At 67.3% G+C, this 17,946-nt stretch carries 15 protein-coding genes; 2 read left to right on the top strand and 13 right to left on the bottom strand.

Annotated features, from left to right (window positions below):
• The first annotated feature begins 39 nt into the window (after window positions 1-39).
• Window positions 40-1,266 (top strand): alanine transaminase, encoded by a 1,227-nt coding sequence (alaC, locus tag RS901_RS28695; RefSeq protein ID WP_316153894.1) that lies wholly within the window; start codon window positions 40-42, stop codon window positions 1,264-1,266.
• A 12-nt stretch (window positions 1,267-1,278) separates the two neighbouring features.
• Here the strand turns inward: alaC and RS901_RS28690 are convergent, their stop codons facing one another.
• The 6 genes from RS901_RS28690 to RS901_RS28665 all read right to left on the bottom strand — a co-directional run bounded on the left by RS901_RS28690 (window position 1,279) and on the right by RS901_RS28665 (window position 7,717).
• Window positions 1,279-1,944 (bottom strand): Crp/Fnr family transcriptional regulator, encoded by a 666-nt coding sequence (locus tag RS901_RS28690; protein ID WP_316153893.1) that lies wholly within the window; start codon window positions 1,942-1,944, stop codon window positions 1,279-1,281.
• Between the two features lie 14 nt (window positions 1,945-1,958).
• Window positions 1,959-3,092, bottom strand: coding sequence for an enoyl-CoA hydratase/isomerase family protein (locus RS901_RS28685; protein ID WP_316153892.1), 1,134 nt, complete (start codon window positions 3,090-3,092; stop codon window positions 1,959-1,961).
• A gap of 9 nt (window positions 3,093-3,101) precedes the next feature.
• Window positions 3,102-3,872 carry an enoyl-CoA hydratase gene (locus RS901_RS28680; protein WP_316153891.1) on the bottom strand — a complete coding sequence of 257 codons (771 nt, stop codon included), beginning with the start codon at window positions 3,870-3,872 and terminating at the stop codon, window positions 3,102-3,104.
• Window positions 3,869-4,774, bottom strand: a complete 906-nt coding sequence (gene mmsB / locus RS901_RS28675; protein ID WP_316153890.1) for a 3-hydroxyisobutyrate dehydrogenase — start codon at window positions 4,772-4,774, stop codon at window positions 3,869-3,871. Before mmsB ends, RS901_RS28680 begins: the two co-directional genes overlap by 4 nt.
• A gap of 240 nt (window positions 4,775-5,014) precedes the next feature.
• Window positions 5,015-6,538, bottom strand: coding sequence for a CoA-acylating methylmalonate-semialdehyde dehydrogenase (locus tag RS901_RS28670; protein ID WP_316153889.1), 1,524 nt, complete (start codon window positions 6,536-6,538; stop codon window positions 5,015-5,017).
• A 45-nt stretch (window positions 6,539-6,583) separates the two neighbouring features.
• Window positions 6,584-7,717 carry an acyl-CoA dehydrogenase family protein gene (locus tag RS901_RS28665; RefSeq protein WP_316153888.1) on the bottom strand — a complete coding sequence of 378 codons (1,134 nt, stop codon included), beginning with the start codon at window positions 7,715-7,717 and terminating at the stop codon, window positions 6,584-6,586.
• Window positions 7,718-7,869: 152 nt separating this feature from the next.
• Between RS901_RS28665 and RS901_RS28660 the strand changes: the two genes are divergently transcribed.
• Window positions 7,870-8,883 (top strand): AraC family transcriptional regulator, encoded by a 1,014-nt coding sequence (locus tag RS901_RS28660; protein ID WP_316153887.1) that lies wholly within the window; start codon window positions 7,870-7,872, stop codon window positions 8,881-8,883.
• Window positions 8,884-8,893: 10 nt separating this feature from the next.
• Here RS901_RS28660 and fghA read toward each other — a convergent pair whose 3' ends face one another.
• The 7 genes from fghA to RS901_RS28625 all read right to left on the bottom strand — a co-directional run bounded on the left by fghA (window position 8,894) and on the right by RS901_RS28625 (window position 17,845).
• Entirely contained in the window at window positions 8,894-9,736 is an 843-nt protein-coding gene (gene fghA, locus RS901_RS28655) for an S-formylglutathione hydrolase (RefSeq protein ID WP_316153886.1), read from the bottom strand.
• Window positions 9,737-9,749: 13 nt separating this feature from the next.
• A complete protein-coding gene (locus tag RS901_RS28650) occupies window positions 9,750-10,856 on the bottom strand; it encodes an S-(hydroxymethyl)glutathione dehydrogenase/class III alcohol dehydrogenase (protein ID WP_010814124.1) in 1,107 nt (368 codons plus the stop codon).
• Between the two features lie 170 nt (window positions 10,857-11,026).
• A complete protein-coding gene (locus tag RS901_RS28645) occupies window positions 11,027-11,611 on the bottom strand; it encodes a glycerol-3-phosphate responsive antiterminator (RefSeq protein ID WP_316153884.1) in 585 nt (194 codons plus the stop codon).
• Window positions 11,612-11,616: 5 nt separating this feature from the next.
• The gene (locus tag RS901_RS28640) at window positions 11,617-13,167 is read right to left on the bottom strand and encodes an FAD-binding oxidoreductase (RefSeq protein WP_316153883.1); all 1,551 of its coding nucleotides are present in this window, start codon (window positions 13,165-13,167) and stop codon (window positions 11,617-11,619) included.
• On the bottom strand, window positions 13,164-14,843 hold the full coding sequence (locus RS901_RS28635; RefSeq protein WP_316153882.1) for a glycerol-3-phosphate dehydrogenase/oxidase: 1,680 nt from the start codon (window positions 14,841-14,843) through the stop codon (window positions 13,164-13,166). The genes RS901_RS28640 and RS901_RS28635 overlap by 4 nt, the downstream gene beginning before the upstream one ends.
• Window positions 14,844-14,861: 18 nt before the next feature.
• Window positions 14,862-16,385: an FGGY family carbohydrate kinase gene (locus RS901_RS28630; protein ID WP_316153881.1), complete on the bottom strand. Its 1,524-nt coding sequence runs from the start codon at window positions 16,383-16,385 to the stop codon at window positions 14,862-14,864.
• Window positions 16,382-17,845 carry an MFS transporter gene (locus tag RS901_RS28625; RefSeq protein ID WP_316153880.1) on the bottom strand — a complete coding sequence of 488 codons (1,464 nt, stop codon included), beginning with the start codon at window positions 17,843-17,845 and terminating at the stop codon, window positions 16,382-16,384. Before RS901_RS28625 ends, RS901_RS28630 begins: the two co-directional genes overlap by 4 nt.
• Window positions 17,846-17,946 lie beyond the last annotated feature (101 nt).

The raw sequence follows: 17,946 nt of genomic DNA, 5'->3' as shown, positions 1-17,946 counted from the left end.
GCTCGGACGGTTCCGGGCGCTTACGTAAAGGAACTCTACATGACTGCCGCCTCCGGCAAGCGCCGCTTTGCGCGCATCGATCGCCTTCCCCCGTACGTTTTCAATATCACCGCCGAGCTGAAGATGGCCGCCCGCCGCCGTGGCGAGGACATCATCGACATGAGCATGGGCAACCCCGATGGCGCCACGCCGGCGCATATCGTGGCCAAGCTCACGGAAGCGGCGCAGCGGCCCGATACGCACGGATACTCGGCTTCCAAGGGCATCCCGCGGCTGCGCCGCGCGATCGCGCACTGGTACCGCGAACGCTATGACGTCGAGATCGACCCGGATACCGAGGCCATCGTCACGATCGGGTCCAAGGAAGGCCTGGCGCACCTGATGCTGGCCACGCTGGACCGCGGCGACACGGTGCTGGTGCCTGATCCCAGCTACCCCATCCATATCTACGGCGCGGTCATTGCCGGCGCGGATATCCGCTCGGTGCCGCTGGTGCCGGGCATCGACTTCTTTGCCGAGCTGGAGCGCGCCATCCGCGGCAGCTATCCCAAGCCGAAGATGATCGTGCTGGGCTTTCCGTCCAACCCCACCGCGCAATGCGTGGAGCTGGACTTCTTCGAGCGCGTCATTGCGCTGGCACGCAAGCACGATATCTTCGTGGTGCACGACCTGGCCTATGCCGACATCGTCTTCGATGGCTGGAAGGCGCCATCGATCATGCAGGTGCCGGGCGCCAAGGACATCGCGGTGGAGTTCTTCACGCTGTCCAAGAGCTACAACATGGCGGGCTGGCGCGTGGGCTTCATGGTGGGCAACCCGGACCTGGTGGCGGCACTGACGCGCATCAAGAGCTATCATGACTACGGCACCTTCACGCCGCTGCAGATCGCGGCCATCGCCGCGCTGGAGGGCGACCAGAAATGCGTGAGCGAGATCGCCGCGCAGTACCAGTCTCGCCGTGATGTGCTGGCGCGCGGGCTGATCGAGGCGGGCTGGCCAGTGGAGATTCCGAAGGCGTCGATGTATATCTGGGCGCGGATTCCCGAGCCGTACCGCGCGCTGGGCTCGCTGGAATTCTCCAAGCAGCTGCTGGCCAAGGCCAAGGTATCGGTGTCGCCGGGCATCGGTTTTGGCGACTATGGCGATGAATACGTGCGCTTTGCCCTGATCGAAAACGAATCGCGCATCCGGCAGGCGGTGCGCGGCATCAAGGCGATGTTCCGGGCGGACGGCCTGGTCAAGCCGCCGTCGGCGGCGCAGGCATGAACGGGCGCCGCCTCAGTAGCGGCGCAGTGCCTCCAGGTCGAGCACATGCACCGCGCCGTGCTCGACCGCCAGCAAGCCTTCGCTCTCCAGCACCTTGAGCGCCGCATTGGCTCGCTGGCGCGAGATCCCCGCCAGCAGGCCGACTTCTTCCTGTGTCAGATGCAGCGCCGGGCCCAGGCCAGGGCATAGCACCGGATGGAATAACGTAGCCAGCGCCCGCGCCACGCGGCCCTCGATGCCGTGCAGCCGTTCATGCTCGACGGTCGCGATGAACAGGCCGAGCCGTTCATTGAGCTGGTCGAGCAGATAGCGGTTGAAGGGCAGGCTGGTCTCCTGCAGCCAGCGGAAGGTGGCCCCCGGCATGCAGGCGATGCGGGAATCGCGCAGCGCCACCACGTCATAGCGCAGCGCCTCGCGCTTGAGGAGGGAGCCTTCGCCGAGCCAGCCGCCGGCCGGCACGCCGGTCAGCGTCGCGCGCTTGCCGGAGGGCGATGCGCAATGCACCTTGACCAGGCCCTCGGCGATGCCTAGCCAGCTGTCGGCCCGGTCGCCCTTGCGGATGACATAGGCGCCTTGCGGCACCGTGCGTTCACGCAGCTCGGCGCGCACACGCTGGCGTTGCGCCGGGGTCAGTGCCGCGGCCCAGGGGCTGCGCGCCAGCAGGGCGTCGAGGCTCACGGCAGCGCATCCGCTCAGCCGCGCGGGCCCAGGGGCAGCGGTTGCTCGCCCGGCGCCCACCACGGCCGGAACAGCGCCTGGACGGCGGCGTTATCCACCCCGTCATAGCTGGTGGCACGCCAGTGCGGGGCATTGTCCTTGTCGACGATCAGCGCGCGCACGCCCTCGATGAAATCGCCTTGCGTGAAGGTGTTGACCACCACCGCCAGCTCCATGCGGAAGCAGTCGGCCAGGTCCATGCGGCGCGCGCGCAGCAGCAACTCGCGCGTGGCGCAGGCGGATAGCGGCGAACGGGTGCGCAGTACATCGATGGTGCGGCTGGCCCATGCGGCGTAGGCCGGGTCGTCCTGGCAAGCCAGGCCGGCCAGGATTTCGGGCAGTGTCGCGTGCGCCGGGAAATGCTGCAGCAGTGCCGGCAGCACTTGCAGCAGCGGCGCGTCGGCGGCGCTGGCCACGTGCTCGCGCACCAGCGCATGGCGCAGGTCTGCCAGCGTGTCATGGCCCCAGGCGATGCCGGCAAGCGTTTGCTCCAGCCCGCCCAGCGTGGCGCTGTCCACCGCGGCATCGGCGAGTCCGCACAGCAGCGCATCAGCCGCGCCGATGGTGACGCCGGTCAGCCCCAGGTACAGGGCCAGCTGCACCGGCAGCTTCGACAGGAAATGGCTGGCGCCCACGTCCGGCACCAGGCCGATGCCGGTTTCGGGCATGGCCACGCGCGAGCGTTCGGTGACGAGGCGCAGGTGCGCGGCTTGCGCCAGGCCCATGCCGCCGCCCATGACAATGCCGTCCATCAGCGCCACCAGCGGCTTGGGATAGCGGTGCAGGCGATAGTCCAGCGTGTATTCGTCGATGAAGAAGCGGCGGTGCAGCGGGGTGCCGTCGCGGTAGCTGTCGGTCAGCGCGCGGATGTCGCCGCCGGCGCAGAAGGCCTTGGGGCCGGCGCCACGCAGCACCACTGCGCGGACGGCGTCATCCTGCGCCCAGGCTTCCATCTGCGCACCGAGCGCGACGATCATCGGGTACGACAGGGCATTGAGCTGGCGCGGCCGGTTCAGCGTGGCAATGCCGACACCGTTGACGACCTGGAACAGCACCTCCGGCTCGGCGGCATCCAGGTTGGCGGCCTTGGTCTCTTCAGTCAGGCGCATGGCGGGCTCCTAGGCGTTGCGCCATTGCGGCGTTCGTTTCTCGAGGAAGGCGTTGACCCCCTCGCGCTGGTCGGCATCGTCGAACAGGTCGACAAAGCGCTCGCGCTCCAGCGCCAGCGCGGCCTGGCGCGGCACGCCCTGGCGCGCCAGGTGTACCAGCCGCTTGCTGTGCGCGGCGGCGCGGGGACTGACGTTGCAGGCGCGCTCAGCCATCGCCAGCGCGGTGGCGAAGGCCTGGCCGCGCGGCACGACTTCTTCCACCAGCCCGATGCGCAACGCCGTGGCGGCATCCACGCGCTCGTTGGTCAGGATCATGCGCTTGGCCCAGCCTTCGCCCACCAGCCACGGCAGCGTCTGCGTGCCGCAGCCGCATGGCAGCAGGCCGACGGCGGCTTCAGGCAGGGCCATCTGCGCGTGTTCCTCGGCGATGCGGATATCGCAGGCCAGGGCGCATTCCAGGCCGCCGCCCATGGCATAGCCGTTGATCGCGGCGATCACCACGGGCCGCGCGTTCTGCAGGGCCTCGAAGGCGCTGCCGAACTGCTGCGCCATCACGCGGGCATGGGCGCGGTCGCCCTCGGCAAAGCCGTTCAGGTCGGCGCCGGCGCTGAAGAACTTCTCGCCGGCACCGGTGATGACCACGGCGCGTACTTCAGGGTTGGCGTCGATCCTGGCCACCAGCTCGCGCAGCTGCTGCAGGCCTTCGGCGGTGAAGGCGTTGGCGGGCGGGCGGCTCAGCGTCAGCGTGGCGACGTGGCCTTGCAGGGCAAACTCGATCATTGCTTGCCCTCCTTGTCGGCTGCGGACAGGTATTGGCGGATCACGCCGGAGAAGTCGAGCTGGCCATCGCCGGCATGGCTCACGGCCTGGTACACCTGCTGCGCCAGCGCGCCCAGGAACAGCGGCTGCTTCACGCTGCGCGCGGCGTCGGTGGCCAGGCCCAGGTCCTTGAGCATCAGGTCGGCGCCAAAGCCGCCGGTATAGCCGCGCCCGGCCGGCGCGGTCTCGATCACGCCCGGCCAGGGGTTGCAGGTATCCGAGGCCCAGCAGCGGCCGGTGGAGGTATTGACGATGCCGGCCAGCACGTTGGCGTCGATGCCGAGCTTGACGCCCAGCGCCATCGCCTCGGATACGCCGATCATGGAGATGCCGAGAATCAGGTTGTTGCAGATCTTGGCGACCTGGCCGGTGCCGGTGCCGCCGCAGTGGACCAGGTTGCGCCCCATGCCGGCCAGCACCGGGCGCACCTGGGCGAACAGCGCTTCGGAGGCGCCGACCATGAAGGTCAGCGTGCCGGCCTGCGCGCCAACAGTGCCGCCGGAGACCGGTGCGTCGGCCAGCGCATTGCCGTGCGCCTCGGCGGCAGCGGCCAGTTCGCGCACGGTGGCGGGGTCGATGGTGCTGGAGTCCACCAGCGGAACGCCCGGGCGCACGCCGGCCAGCACGCCTTCCGGGCCCAGGTAGGCGCTGCGCACATGGGCGGCGGCGGGCAGCATGGTGATGACAAAGTCCGCTTCGGTCACCGCCTTGCGGGCGGAATCCGCGGTGGCGGCGCCCTCGGCGCACAGCGACGCCACCGCCGCGGCGTTGAGGTCGAATACGGTCAGCGAATGGCCGGCCTTGAGCAGGTTGCGCGCCATGGGCGCGCCCATGTTGCCCAGGCCGATGAAGGCGATATGCATGGGGTCTCCTTCGATGATGAATCTCGAATCCCGCTTGTTTTCTCCCCTCTCCCGCTTGCGGGAGAGGGGCGGGGGAGAGGGCGGGAGTGTCTATTGCTGCTGGGTTGCTTCAGGCTGCTCGCGATCGCGTGCCGGTGGTTTGCGTAGGGTGAGGTGCTGCCAGCGCCGGCCCTCTCCCCCAGCCCCTCTCCCGCGAGCGGGAGAGGGGAGCAAGGCAGCGGGTGCGCTCGACACCCTGCCTTACTTCAGGCTGATGGTGGTGTTCACCCCATCATTCACCGTCGCGTCATCAAACCACCGCGCCGTCACCGTCTTGGTCTGCGTATAGAACTGCACCACCTGCTTGCCATACGGCCCCAGGTCGCCCAGCTTGGAACCACGCGATCCGGTGAAGCTGAAGTAGGGCACCGGCACCGGAATGGGGATGTTGATGCCGACCTGGCCCACGTCGATCTCGCTCTGGAACTTGCGCGCCGCGGCGCCGCTCTGCGTGAACACGCCGGTGCCGTTGCCGAACGGATTGCGGTTGACCAGGGCGATGGCCTCGTCCAGCGTATCGACGCCGATCACCACCAGCACCGGCCCGAAGATCTCCTCGGTGTAGATCGACATGTCGGTGCGGACATCGGTAAAGATGGTCGGGCCGATGAAGTTGCCCTGCGGATAGCCCGGCACCTCCACGCCGCGGCCATCCAGCACCAGCGTCGCGCCTTCGCGCTCGCCGGCTGCGATGAGGCCGAGGACCCGTTCCTTTGCCGCCACCGATACCACGGGGCCGACATCGGTGCCTGCTTCCGCGCCGGCGCCGACTTTCAGGGTCTTGGCGCGTTCGACCAGGTCGGGCACCCAGTCGCGTGCCGCTCCCACCAGCACCACCACCGAGGTGGCCATGCAACGCTGGCCGGCCGCGCCGAAGCCGGCACCGGCCAGCGCGTTCAGCGTCTGCTCCTTGTGCGCATCGGGCGGTACCACCGCATGGTTCTTCGCGCCCATCATCGACTGCACACGCTTGCCGTGGGCGCCGGCCAGGTTGTAGACGTGGGTGCCAACGGCGGTCGAGCCCACGAACGACACAGCCTTGATGTCCGGGTGCGTGCACAGCGCATCGACCACGTCCTTGGCGCCGTGCACCACGTTCAGCACGCCCGGCGGCACGCCGGCTTCCAGCGCCAGCTTGACCAGTTCCACGGTGGACAGCGGGTCCTGCTCCGACGGCTTGAGCACGAAGGTATTGCCGCACACGATCGCCATCGGGAACATCCACAGCGGGATCATCGCCGGGAAGTTGAACGGCGTGATACCCGCGCAGACGCCGATCGGCTGCTGCAGCGTGTAGGTGTCGACGGTGGCGGCCACGTTCTCGGCAAAACCGCCTTGCTGCAGGGTGCCGATCGAACAGGCGTGCTCCACCACCTCCAGCCCGCGGAAGATGTCGCCTTCGGCATCGGCCAGGGTCTTGCCCTGCTCGGCGGTCAGGATGGCGGCGATACGCTTGCTGTGCTCGCGGATCAGTGCCTGGAAGCGCAGCATGACGCGCAGCCGCGCGCCGATGGGCGTATGGCGCCACGTGGCAAAGGCGCGGTGCGCGGCGCCCACGGCGGCGGCGACCTCGCTTGCGGTGGCCAGCGGCACGCGTGCCAGCACCTCCTGCGTGGCGGGATTGACCACGTTGCGGAATTCGGTGGCGGACGAATCCACCCATTCGCCGTTGATCAGCAGCGGCACGGTCGGCACGGCATTGTCGGTCTTGGGCACGGCACTCATGGTTGTCTCCGGAAGGTCTGGTTCTGTTGGCAAGGGATGGCGGGACTACAGGCTGCGCGCGATCAGCATGCGCTGGATCTCGCTGGTGCCTTCGTAGATCTGGGTGATGCGGGCGTCGCGGTAGTGGCGCTCGACCGGGTAGTCTTCGAGGTAGCCGTAGCCGCCGTGGATCTGCAGCGCCTTTGAGCACACGCGCTCGGCCAGCTCCGACGCATACAGCTTGGCCTGCGAGGCTTCGGACAGGCACGGCACGCCTTCGCTGCGCATGCGCGCGGCGCGGTGCACCAGCAGGCGCGCGGCGTTCAGTTCGGTGGCCATGTCGGCCAGCATGTTGGCGATGGGCGGGTGTTCGCGCAGGGTGCGGCCGAACTGGATGCGTTCCGATGCATAGCGGCATGCGGCCTCGAAGGCCGAGCGCGCAATGCCGATTGCCTGCGCGGCGATGCCGATGCGCCCGCCTTCCAGGTTGGACAGCGCGATGCGCAGGCCCTCGCCGGGCTCGCCCAGCAGTGCGTCGTGGGGTACGGTGCAGTCTTCCAGCGTGATCGCGCAGGTGTCGGAGGCGCGGATGCCGAGCTTCTTCTCCGGGGCGTGGACGATAAAGCCGGGGGTGTTTGTGGGGACCAGGAAGGCCGAGATGCCTTTCTTGCCGCGCTCGGGCTCGGTCGAGGCGAACACCACCGCCACACCGGCGCGCTGGCCGTTGGTGACGAACTGCTTGCTGCCGTTGAGCACCCAGCCGTTATCGGTGAAGCGGGCGCGCGTGCGCAGGTTGTGCGCCTCGGAGCCGGCCTGCGGCTCGGTCAGGCAGAACGCGCCGATCAGCTCGCCGCTGGCCAGACGCGCCAGGTAGCGTTCTTTCTGCGCATCGGTGCCATAGTGCAGGACCGGCCCGCAGCCGACCGAGTTGTGCACGCTCATCATGGTGGCGCAGGCGGCGCAGCCGGCGGCGATTTCTTCGATGGCCAGCGCATAGGCGACGTAGTCGGTATAGGTGCCGCCCCATTCCTCGGGCACGATCATGCCCAGTAGCCCCAGCGCGCCCATCTCGGCGACGACTTCATCGGGCAGGCGGCCGTCGCGGTCCCATTGCGCGGCGCCCAGGGCCAGCCGTTCGCTGGCAAAGGCGCGCGCGCTGTCGCGGATCATGGTTTGCTCTTCGGTGTAGTCGCTGTGCATGGCAGATAAGGGTGGGCGTTTGGAGCCGCGCTGCAAGTCAGGCAGAATGCGCGCTTGGCGTTTGACCTGCGGGCAGTGTAGGAACGCCAGGGGCGGGCTCCTATGCCAAAATCCGCCAATCTTTGTGAACTCGTTTGCCACCCGCCAGCGCCATGGAAAAAGGCAGTGTCGCCATCTGTTTCGTCCACCACGCCATTGCGGGGCTGCGCGCACGCGGCATCGACCCCGATCCGGTGCTGCGCGGCGCCGGCATTGCGCCGGCGCTGCTGGCGGTGCCGCAGGCGCGCGTCTCGTCCGCCAGCTACAGCGAGCTGTGGCTGGCCGTGGCGGCGGTGCTGGATGATGAATTCTTCGGGCAGGATTCGCGCAGCATGAAATGCGGCAGCTTTGCCATGCTGTGCCACGCGGTGGCCGGCAGCCGCACGCTTGCGCAGGGGCTGGAGCGCATCACGCGGTACTTCCGGCTGCTGCTGGACGATATCGGCGTGCGGCTGGAGCGCCACAGCGACGAGGCCGCGCTGGTGCTGACCGCGCCCTGCGCGCACCTGGGGCGGCAGCCCGGCGTGTTTGCCAAGGAAACCATGCTGATCATGCTGCATGGCCTGATGAGCTGGCTGCTGCGGCGGCGCGTGCCGGTGCGGCTGGCCGCCTTCGACTACGACGAGCCGCCATACAGTGCGGAATACCGCGTCATGTATTCGCGCCAGCTGGCGTTCGGGCAGCCGGCCACGGCGCTGGTCTTCGACGCGGCACTGCTGGAGCAGCCGGTGCGCCAGGACGAGCGCAGCCTGAAGGCCTTCCTGCGCGATGCGCCGCACAACGTGGTGGTGAAGTATTCCGACCGCGCCAGCGTGGGCGCGCGCGTGCGCAGGCTGCTGCGCAACCAGCGTCCGGATCAATGGCCCACCTTTGAAGACCTGGCGATCAGCCTGAACCTGTCCGCATCATCGCTGCGGCGCCGGCTGATGGAGGAGGGCGTCAGCTACCAGGACCTGAAGGATGCGCTGCGGCGCGATCTTGCCATCGAGGCGCTCAGCCATTCCGGCCGCCCGGTGGCGGATATCGCGGCCGAGCTCGGCTTTGCCGAGCCGGGCGCGTTCCACCGGGCGTTCCGGCGCTGGACCGGATCGCGCCCGGGGGCTTACCGCCGGGTGGCGGAAGGTTGATGCGGTGCGTCTACAGCTGCGCCGCGTGGTGGCGGATGTGGTCGGCGATAAAGCTGGTGATGAAGTAGTAGCCGTGGTCGTAGCCGCTATGCCGGCGCAGCGTCAGCGGCTGGCCGACGGACTGGCAGGCCGCCGCGAATGCCTCCGGATGCAGCTGGCTTTGCAGGAACTGGTCGTCCAGTCCCTGGTCGACCAGGATGCCGGCCGGGAAGGGCGCGCCCTGCTGGCGTGCCATCAGCTCGCTGGCGTCATATTCGGCCCACGCGGCGCGGTCGCTGCCCAGGTAGCCGGTGAAAGCCTTCTCCCCCCACGGGCAGCGTGACGGCGCGGCGATCGGCGCGAACGCCGACACCGAGCGGAAGCGTTGCGGATGGCGCTGTGCCAGCACCAGCGCGCCGTGCCCGCCCATGGAATGCCCGAAAATGCCGACGCGGCTGGCATCGCCCGGCAACGCAGTGGTGACCAGCCCGAACAGCTCGTCGGCCACATAGCTTTCCATGCGCCAGTACTCCTGCCACGGCGCCTCGGTGGCATCGACATAGAACCCGGCACCCACGCCGAAGTCCCAGGCATCGGCCTCGCCCGGCAGGCCCGCGCCGCGCGGGCTGGTATCGGGCGCCACCAGCATCAGGCCGTGCTCGGCGGCGAAGCGCTGCGCACCAGCCTTGATCATGAAGGTTTCCTCGGTGCAGGTCAGGCCGGCCAGGTAGAACAGCACCGGCACCTTGCCGCCTGCCTGGGCCTGCGGCGGCAGGTAGACCGAGAAACGCATCGGCAGCCCGATCGCCGCCGAGTCATGGCGATAGAAGCGCTGCACGCCGCCGTGGCAGCCGTGTTGCGAGATCAGTTCCATGTCGGCGCCGTCCTCAGTACAGCACCACGGAGCGGATCGACTCGCCGCGCTTCATCAGGTCGAAGCCCTCGTTGATGCGCTCCAACGGCAGCGTGTGCGTGATCAGGTCGTCGATATTGAGCTTGCCTTCCATGTACCAGTCGACGATCCTGGGCACATCGGTGCGCCCGCGCGCGCCGCCAAAGGCCGAGCCCTTCCACTCGCGCCCGGTCACCAGCTGGAACGGTCGCGTCGAGATCTCAGCGCCGGCCTCGGCCACGCCGATGATGATCGACTTGCCCCAGCCCTTGTGGCAGCACTCCAGCGCCTGGCGCATGACCTGCGTGTTGCCGATGCATTCGAACGAGTAGTCGGCACCGCCGTCGGTCAGCTGGATGATGTGGTCGACCACGTTCTCCACGTCCTTCGGGTTGATGAAATGCGTCATGCCGAACTTGCGCGCCATCGCTTCGCGGCCAGGGTTCAGGTCCACGCCGATGATCTTGTCGGCGCCTACCATCTTGGCCGCCTGGATCACGTTCAGGCCAATGCCGCCCAGGCCAAACACCACCACATTGGCGCCGGCTTCCACCTTGGCGGTGAACAGCACCGCGCCCACGCCGGTGGTGACGCCGCAGCCGATGTAGCAGACCTTGTCGAACGGCGCATCCGGGCGGATCTTGGCCAGCGCGATCTCCGGCACCACGATGTGGTTGGCAAAGGTCGAGGTGCCCATGTAATGGAAGATCGGCTTGCCGTCGATGGAAAAGCGCGAGGTGCCGTCCGGCATCAGGCCCTTGCCCTGGGTGGCGCGGATCGCCTGGCACAGGTTGGTCTTGCGCGACAGGCAGAACTTGCACTGGCGGCATTCCGGCGTGTACAGGGGAATCACGTGGTCGCCGGGCTTGAGCGAGGTCACGCCCGGGCCAACGTCGGTGACGATGCCCGCGCCTTCATGGCCCAGGATTGCGGGGAAGATGCCTTCCGGATCCGCGCCGGACAGCGTGTAGTAGTCGGTATGGCAGATGCCGGTGGCCTTGACTTCCACCAGCACTTCCCCGGCGCGCGGGCCGTCCAGGTCCACGTCTTCAATGGTCAGCGGGGCGCCGGCTTTCCAGGCGATGGCGGCTTTGGTTTTCATGGGGGAGTCCTCCGGGATCAGGAATGTGGGGGGTGGCTTGCAGGCTGCGCGGCGCAGGCCGGCGCGGCGCGGGGACAAGCCAGGTCCGAGGACATGACTATACGATCTTCCTGCGGCAGCAGGCCAGTTTTGGCCGATCATCGGTCAGCGAAACTGCCTGGGCGGGACTCTTACGCCTTCAGCGCTCTCGCTTCCAGATTCCAGAGCTTGCGGTCGCTGGTGGAGACGGCCACGGCGCCATGTGCGAGCGCGCTGCGGATATCATCCCGATTGCAGACAAAGCCTGATGTCACGATCGGCGGCAGCGCCTTGCGGTCCGCTTCGGGCAGGTGCGACAGCATCGGCGCCGGCATCAGCTGCACCAGGTTCGGGTCGCTCTGTTCGAGCGCCTTGACGCTGCGCGGCCAGGTGGAGCGGTCAGTCACAAATACCTTCTGCATCGTCACCATGCCCGCGCGGTTGGCCCGCTGGATCGTTGCCACGCGCGTGGAAACCAGGCTGGTCACCCCGATGTCGGCCAGGTACTCCACCCCGCCCTTGTCCTGCGACAAGCCTTCGCAGCTGTCGATATTGACGATGACGTACTTGCCAGCGCCGGCCAGCGTGGCGATGACGGGCTGCAGCTTGCGCAACTCCACGTTGGCGACAATGCAGACCTCGGCCACGCTTTCAAAGATGGCGTCGATCTGGTCAACACCGTAGAGTGTGCCGATGACGGGGTGTCGCGTCAGGCGCGCACCGAGGGACCTGTCCATGCTGGTTACTTCGGTTCGTTGGTGAGCACGTCACTGAGACCCAGCTTGCCTGGGTTCAGGATATTCTGCGGGTCAAGTGCCTGCTTGACTGCCGCCAGCAGCGGGAACGCCGTGTCCAGCGACGAGGCCATGTATGGCGCGCGCAGCAGTCCGATGCCGTGGTGGTGGCTCAGTGCCGCATTGTATTGGATCAGCACCGCATTGGCAGCATCCCATGCCTGGCGATACCACTTCTGGCGGTGTTCCACCGCGACCTCGCCGCGCAGCGAGAAGTACAGGCAGGCGCCGTCCACATAGGCGTGCGACTGGTGCGCGGAGCCGGCGAGGGTGCCCGGCACGGCATTGATGGCCTTGACCACGTCCGCGTAGATGGCAGCCAGGTCGCGCCACGGTCCCGACATTTCGAGCGTGTCGGCGACAAAGCCGGGGCTGCGCTTGAAGCCCTCGGCGCTCTTGCCGGTCAGGTAGCGCGTGTCGAGCCAGCGCTCGAAAATGGACTCGCTGTCCAGCTTGTCACCACGTTCCTGGCACACGCGTTCGCTGATCGTCATCACCGCATCGACCATCTCGCGCGCACCCTCATCGGCAACCAGCAGGACGTTGGTGTCAGGCAGTCCGAACTGCACTCCGCTCTCCAGTTCGTCATAGAGTCGCAGCGCCGCCGGGTTGGCCCCGCGCTGCATGATCTCGCGGCAGGCCTCCAGGCCAATGGCAAAGGTCTTGAAGCCGTAGGCGATGGCACGCCCGTAGTCGGGCAGGCGGTGCAGCTTGAGGCGCACGCGCACGATCACGCCCAGCATGCCCTCGGATCCGATGAACAGTTGCTGCAGATCCGGGCCCAATGCCGCGCGCGAGTAGCCGCCCACGGTGACCAGGCTGCCGTTGGCCAGCACCACGTCCATGCCGAACACCATGTCTTCGATCTTGCCATAGCGCGTGGACAACTGACCGGCGCCGCGGCAGGCTACCCATCCGCCGACCGTGCTGATCGCGTACGACGATGGCCAGTGGCCCATCGTCATGCCGAATTCCTTCTGCACGGTCTCCTCGAAGATGTCGCCGAACATGCCAGCCTCCACGTCGACGATCTGGCTGTCCTGGTCGAACCCGACAAGCCTGTTCAGGCAGCACACGTCCAGCACGATTCCGCCGCGCACGGGCAGGGCGGCGCCCGTCACGTTGCTGCGGCCGGCCGATACGGTGACCGGAATGGCACTGGCGCTGGCAATGCGCATGACTGCCTGCACCTGTTCCACGGTGGAAGCGCGTACGATGACTCCGCGTGGCGTGGCGGGCTTGCCAGCGGTCTCCGAGATCATCGATCCGGCCCACCAGTCGCGGGTCCACGCCACGACATCGGCGGTATCGGTCAGGACCTCGTCGGCCACCTTGCGCAGGGCCGCGACATCGGCCGCGCAGACGGAAATGCTGTCGCGTTGCAGGCCCGGCGCATCCGGGGTGCCGTGGATGTTCGCCGCATAGCCCGGCGGCGTGTGGGCGCCGACGACGTAGTTGCCGCGGTTGTAGCCGCGCTTGATGGCTTCCTTGCTGATCATGCTGAGTCTCCCATGAGGACGGATTTTTCGAGGGCGACGGCGGCCAGGTATTCGCTGACTTGCCGCGCCACGGCCGCCTCGGACAATCCGAGTTCGGCCTGGAGGATCTGGCCCACCCGCGCCGCGGCGCGGGCCGAGGCATCGCGCGCCATCAGGCGGGCGCGGATGCGTCGTGACAAGACGTCGTCGACCGTACCGGCCAGTTCATGGCGCACGGCATAGACGGTTTCGGCTTCGGTATACGGCAGGCCTTCGACGATCGGCCTGGCCAGGGTGGCGTCCGCCTGCAGCATGTCGCTGACAAAGCGCGCCTCTGTGCCGTAGCGCTCGCCCAGGTGCGCGGACATGCCGCCGGATGCGACGATAGCCTGCGCGTCATAGCCAGCCGCCCCGAGCAGATAGGCCGATTTGGTCAGGCACTTGCTGCGCTTGCCGATGACCTTCTGCGCGGCATCGATGGTTTGCTCGGCCATGTGCCGCGAGGTCGTGAGCTTGCCGCCGACGATGGTCACCAGGCCGTCGTCCGCGGTATGAATCTCGTGATTGCGCTTGATTTCCAGGGTCTTGCCGCCGGGCGGCGCCACCAGTGGGCGGCACCCCGCGATGCTGCCCACCACGTCTTCCGGCGTCAGATCGGTCTTTAGTGCCGAGCGCGCGCCCTCCAGCAGGAAGTCGAGTTCCTGCCGGGTGCACATGACATTGTCGAGGTCACCCTCATAGTCTTCGTCGGTGGTGCCAAGGTAGGACACATTGCCCCACCGCGTGATGGTTGCCCGGCGGCTGCGCCCGGGCACCGGGATCGTCACCGTGCAGTCATTGCGGATCTTCAGCCACGGGATGGCAACGTGGACGCCCTTGGCGGGGCGAATGTGCAGGGTCCTGGCCTCGCCCTTCCTGCGGCCGGTCCAGTCGCGCAGCCAGACACCGGTTGCCATGATGACCACGCCTGCGCGCACGCGGATCTCGCGCTCGCCGGCGTGGACAATGGCACCATCCACCTTGCCGTGTCCGTCGCGGGTGATCTCGGCGACGGTCGCGTGGTTGACCACGGCCGCGCCATGGAATGCTGCCGTGCGCGCGATGTTCAGCGTCAGCCGGGCATCATCGACGCGCGCATCGAAGTACAGGTAGCCGCCGGTCAGATGTTCCTCATTGAAGGTCGGGCAGTGGGACAACACCTCGGCCTTGGTCAGCTTCTGGTGCAGGATTCCCTCGCGCCAGCCACCGGCGAGGTCGTAGGTCCAGAGCAGGCTTTCGAAGGCCTTGGCCAGGCGCTTGTCGAACACGCCGTTGCGCTCCATCACCGGGAACAGGAACGGCAGCCGTTGCACCAGATGGCGCGCGTTGCGGCGCAGGCGCTGGCGCTCCAGCAGTGAATGGCGCACCAGGCCGAGATTGCCCTGCTCGATATAGCGCAGGCCGCCGTGCACCATCTTTGATGACTTGGACGAGGTCCCCGCGGCGAAGTCGCACTTTTCAACCAGCGCCACGCGATAGCCGCGCAAGCTGGCATCCAGCGCGGCGTAGGCGCCCGTCACGCCGCCGCCGACCACCAGGATGTCGAACGAATCCGTCTCCAGGCGGTCAAGCAGGTCCCGGCGCACCAGCCGCAACGGCTCCGTGCTGGTCATGGCGGCGCGCTCGCGATTAGCGCTGCGGGATGGAAAAATCACCATGTCTGTTGTTGCTCCTGATTAGTGGACCGCAAGCGCGTCCGCATGGTTGAGCTCGGATGCCACCCGCGCATTCCAGCGCGCGCGCCGCTGGGCACGTTCATCCGCGCTGATCGCCGGTTCGAATACCGCGTCCGGGGTCGTGGTGGCCCGGGCCTGCTGCATGGAATCCCAAAGCAGGCCGGACGAGCCGGCAAGGTAAGCGATGCCGCGCAGGCTGGCGCGGTCGGTCTCCTTCATGCGGTGGATGGAAATTCCGCTGAGATCCGCCTGCATCTGCAGCAGTGCATCGCTGCCAGACAAGCCGCCGCCGACCACGAGCTCCGACACCGGCACGCCCGCGATCTCCCGGTTTGCCTCGATGCATGAGGTCACCGAATGCGCAATGCCTTCGAGGATGGCAAAGGCCATCTCGGCCTGCGTCGTTGCCATCGAGATGCCGGTCAGCGCCGCGCGCGCCTCGGGCTGCATGCGTGGGACGCGCAGGCCAGTCAGCGCGGGAACAAAAGTCACGCCCCGTGACGACGCAACCGTGCTGGCCAGCGCACTGATTTGCCGGGCGTTCTCGAACCAGCCGAGCTTGTCGCAGACCCAGTTGAGCGCGGAGCCAGTGGTGGCGACAAAGGTTTCGACGGAGAAATGCGACACGCCCAGCTGCCGGCGCGCGGTCATGGTCAGGGTGCTGTCCGACTTGCCGCTGCGTGGGGGAAGGTTCGGGCCTACTACCAGGTCGACGAAGCTGCCGGTGCCATGCAGGCACATCGCCTGGCCGGCATCGAGGCATCCCAGGCCGATTGCGCCGGCGAGCTGGTCCCCGGCACAAGCCAGGATCGGCACGTCAATACCCAGCACGTCCGGCCGGGTGCGGCCGAAGTCGTCCGCATCCTGGCGCAGTTCGGGCAGCAGTTCACGCGGAAAGCCAAGCGCGTCGATCCAGTCGAGCTGGTAGTGATGCCCGGTCAGCACGTAGGCGTTGCAGGAGGTGGCGTTGGTCGGCGTGGTGATGCACGCGCGTGTCGTCGACAGGTGCCAGAGCAGCCAGCTGTCGATGGTGCCAAAGGCGAGCCGGCGCGCACGGAAGGCGTCAGCCACAGCCGGCGTGTCGCGCAGGTGCCGCGCTGCCCAGAGGTAAGGCGAGCGTACACCGGTGGGGCGGCCGACCGTCTCGCGCAGGGTCGCATCCCAGATTGGCGCGAGCTGGTCCAGATCGGCCGCGTACCGCGTGTCCTGCCACACCATGGCGGGTACCAGGGCACGCCCGGTCTGCGTGTCCCACAGTACCGCGGTGGCGCGCTGGGTGGCGATGGCAAGGGCGGTGACGGTCAGGTCTTCGCGAGCAGCCTGCGCCAGGGTGGCGCGGCAAACCGCCACGGTCTTGTCGAGCAGGACGTCGGCGTCCTGCTCGACTACGCCAGGGCAGGGGGAACGGACCTCAAGTGTGGTGTACTCGAGGCACATGACATGGCCGTCGGCGGCCACCACCGCTGCCCGCGTGCCTGAGGTGCCTTCATCGATCGCAAGGATGACATTTCTGCGCTGGGTCATGGGCGGGCCTTCTCAATCGCGGGATTCATGAAGCCCGGAGCGTCCGGCACATCGCCCTTGAACTGCGGGGCATCGGCTTCATTGTCGGGGTTGATGGTGGTGCGGGTCGGGTCCCAGCGGATCGCAAAGCAGATGATGCTGGCCAGCAGCGGGACCACTGAGAGAATCAGGAAGGTGGCCTCCAGCCCATACTGTGCGCGGAACAGCGGGAAGACCAGCAGGCCCAGTGCAGCGCCGATGGCACCGAGCGCGCCGATGATGCCGTTGGCGCCCGCGCGCAGTTCGCTGCGGAAAGACAGTGACGACAGGCTCTTGCCATTTGCGCCGGGGCCGCCCGAGTGGAACAGGATGAACAGCGACGGAACGACCACTGCCATCCACATCGGCATCTTGCCGTTGAACAGGCCCAGGATCAGCAGCATGGCGAATACCGCCGCAAAGCCGAACGCCGAGGCGCGGCGCAGGCCCAGCTTGCGGCCTATCAGGGGCGAGAGGAAGCCGCCAAAGATGCCGCAGACGTTGAAAACCAGCGCGCCGATCGTCGCGTAGACGAAGTCTTTGCCGAACAGGGCCGCACTGATCAGCGGCAGGTACCAGCCGATTGCGAAGTACTGGATCGACTGCCCGATCTGCACGGTGGCCGCCAGGATGGTGCGCGGCAGGTAGACGCCGCGGAAGATCAGCAGCACGTTGGCCAGGCCGCGGCGCGCCTGGTTGAGGACGGGGATGCGTTCCGCGGGCGGGGCGGCAACGAATTCACGTCCGTAGATGCGCGTCATGGCGTGTGCGGCGGCATCGAGCAATTCCTTGCGCGCCAGCCAGATCGGGCTTTCCACCAGGAACAGGCCCTGCAGCAGCAGGATGATCACGCCGAAGACCGCGGTGGCTGCCACCGAGTAGCGCCAGATCGTGTCGCCAACGTCCCAGGAGTAGAACAGCAGTGCCAGCAACAGGTTAGAGCAGACGGCCGTGTACCACATGCCTTGCCACGTGTTCAGCCGACTCTTGAGCTTCACCGGCGTGAACTCCGCCAGCACCGCCATGGCGATGGCAAAGTCGATGCCGTAGGCCGCGCCGACAAAGAAGCGCCCGGCCAGGATCACCTCGAAGCCGGGGGCAAACACCACCAGCAATGCGCCGGCCACAGCCAGGACCTTGGCGAGAATCAGCGGGCGGACGCGGCCCCAGCGGTCGGCCATCCAGCCGCCGATAGGGTTGAAGGCAATGGCCACCCAGGAGGCGAACGAGGTCAACAGGGCGACCTTTGCGGGCGCGAGTTGAAGGTTGCGCGTCATCGGCCCGAGGCCGGCGCTCAGTGCAGAATTGGAAAACGCATCAAGGAATAGCCCGCCGAGTGCGAGCCACCAGATGACACCGGCCCTGCCGCGAATGCCTGGGCAGGAATCTATGTAGGCAATGACATCATCGATGCCACGAATTTTGATGGCAGAGCGTTGCACGGCGGTTTCCTCTTATTTGTTCTGTAAGAGGCCGCAGCGACTGCAAGGCGCGAAGAGACCATCTTACAGATGGTCTCTTATCTAGATCTGCGTGGCCAATG

Origin of the sequence: Cupriavidus sp. BIC8F, from assembly GCF_032465815.1 — a bacterium.
Classification (GTDB): Bacteria; Pseudomonadota; Gammaproteobacteria; order Burkholderiales; family Burkholderiaceae; genus Cupriavidus; species Cupriavidus necator.
Note: the sequence above shows the minus strand (reverse complement) of the source record. Positions and strands in the feature narration are given on the sequence as shown.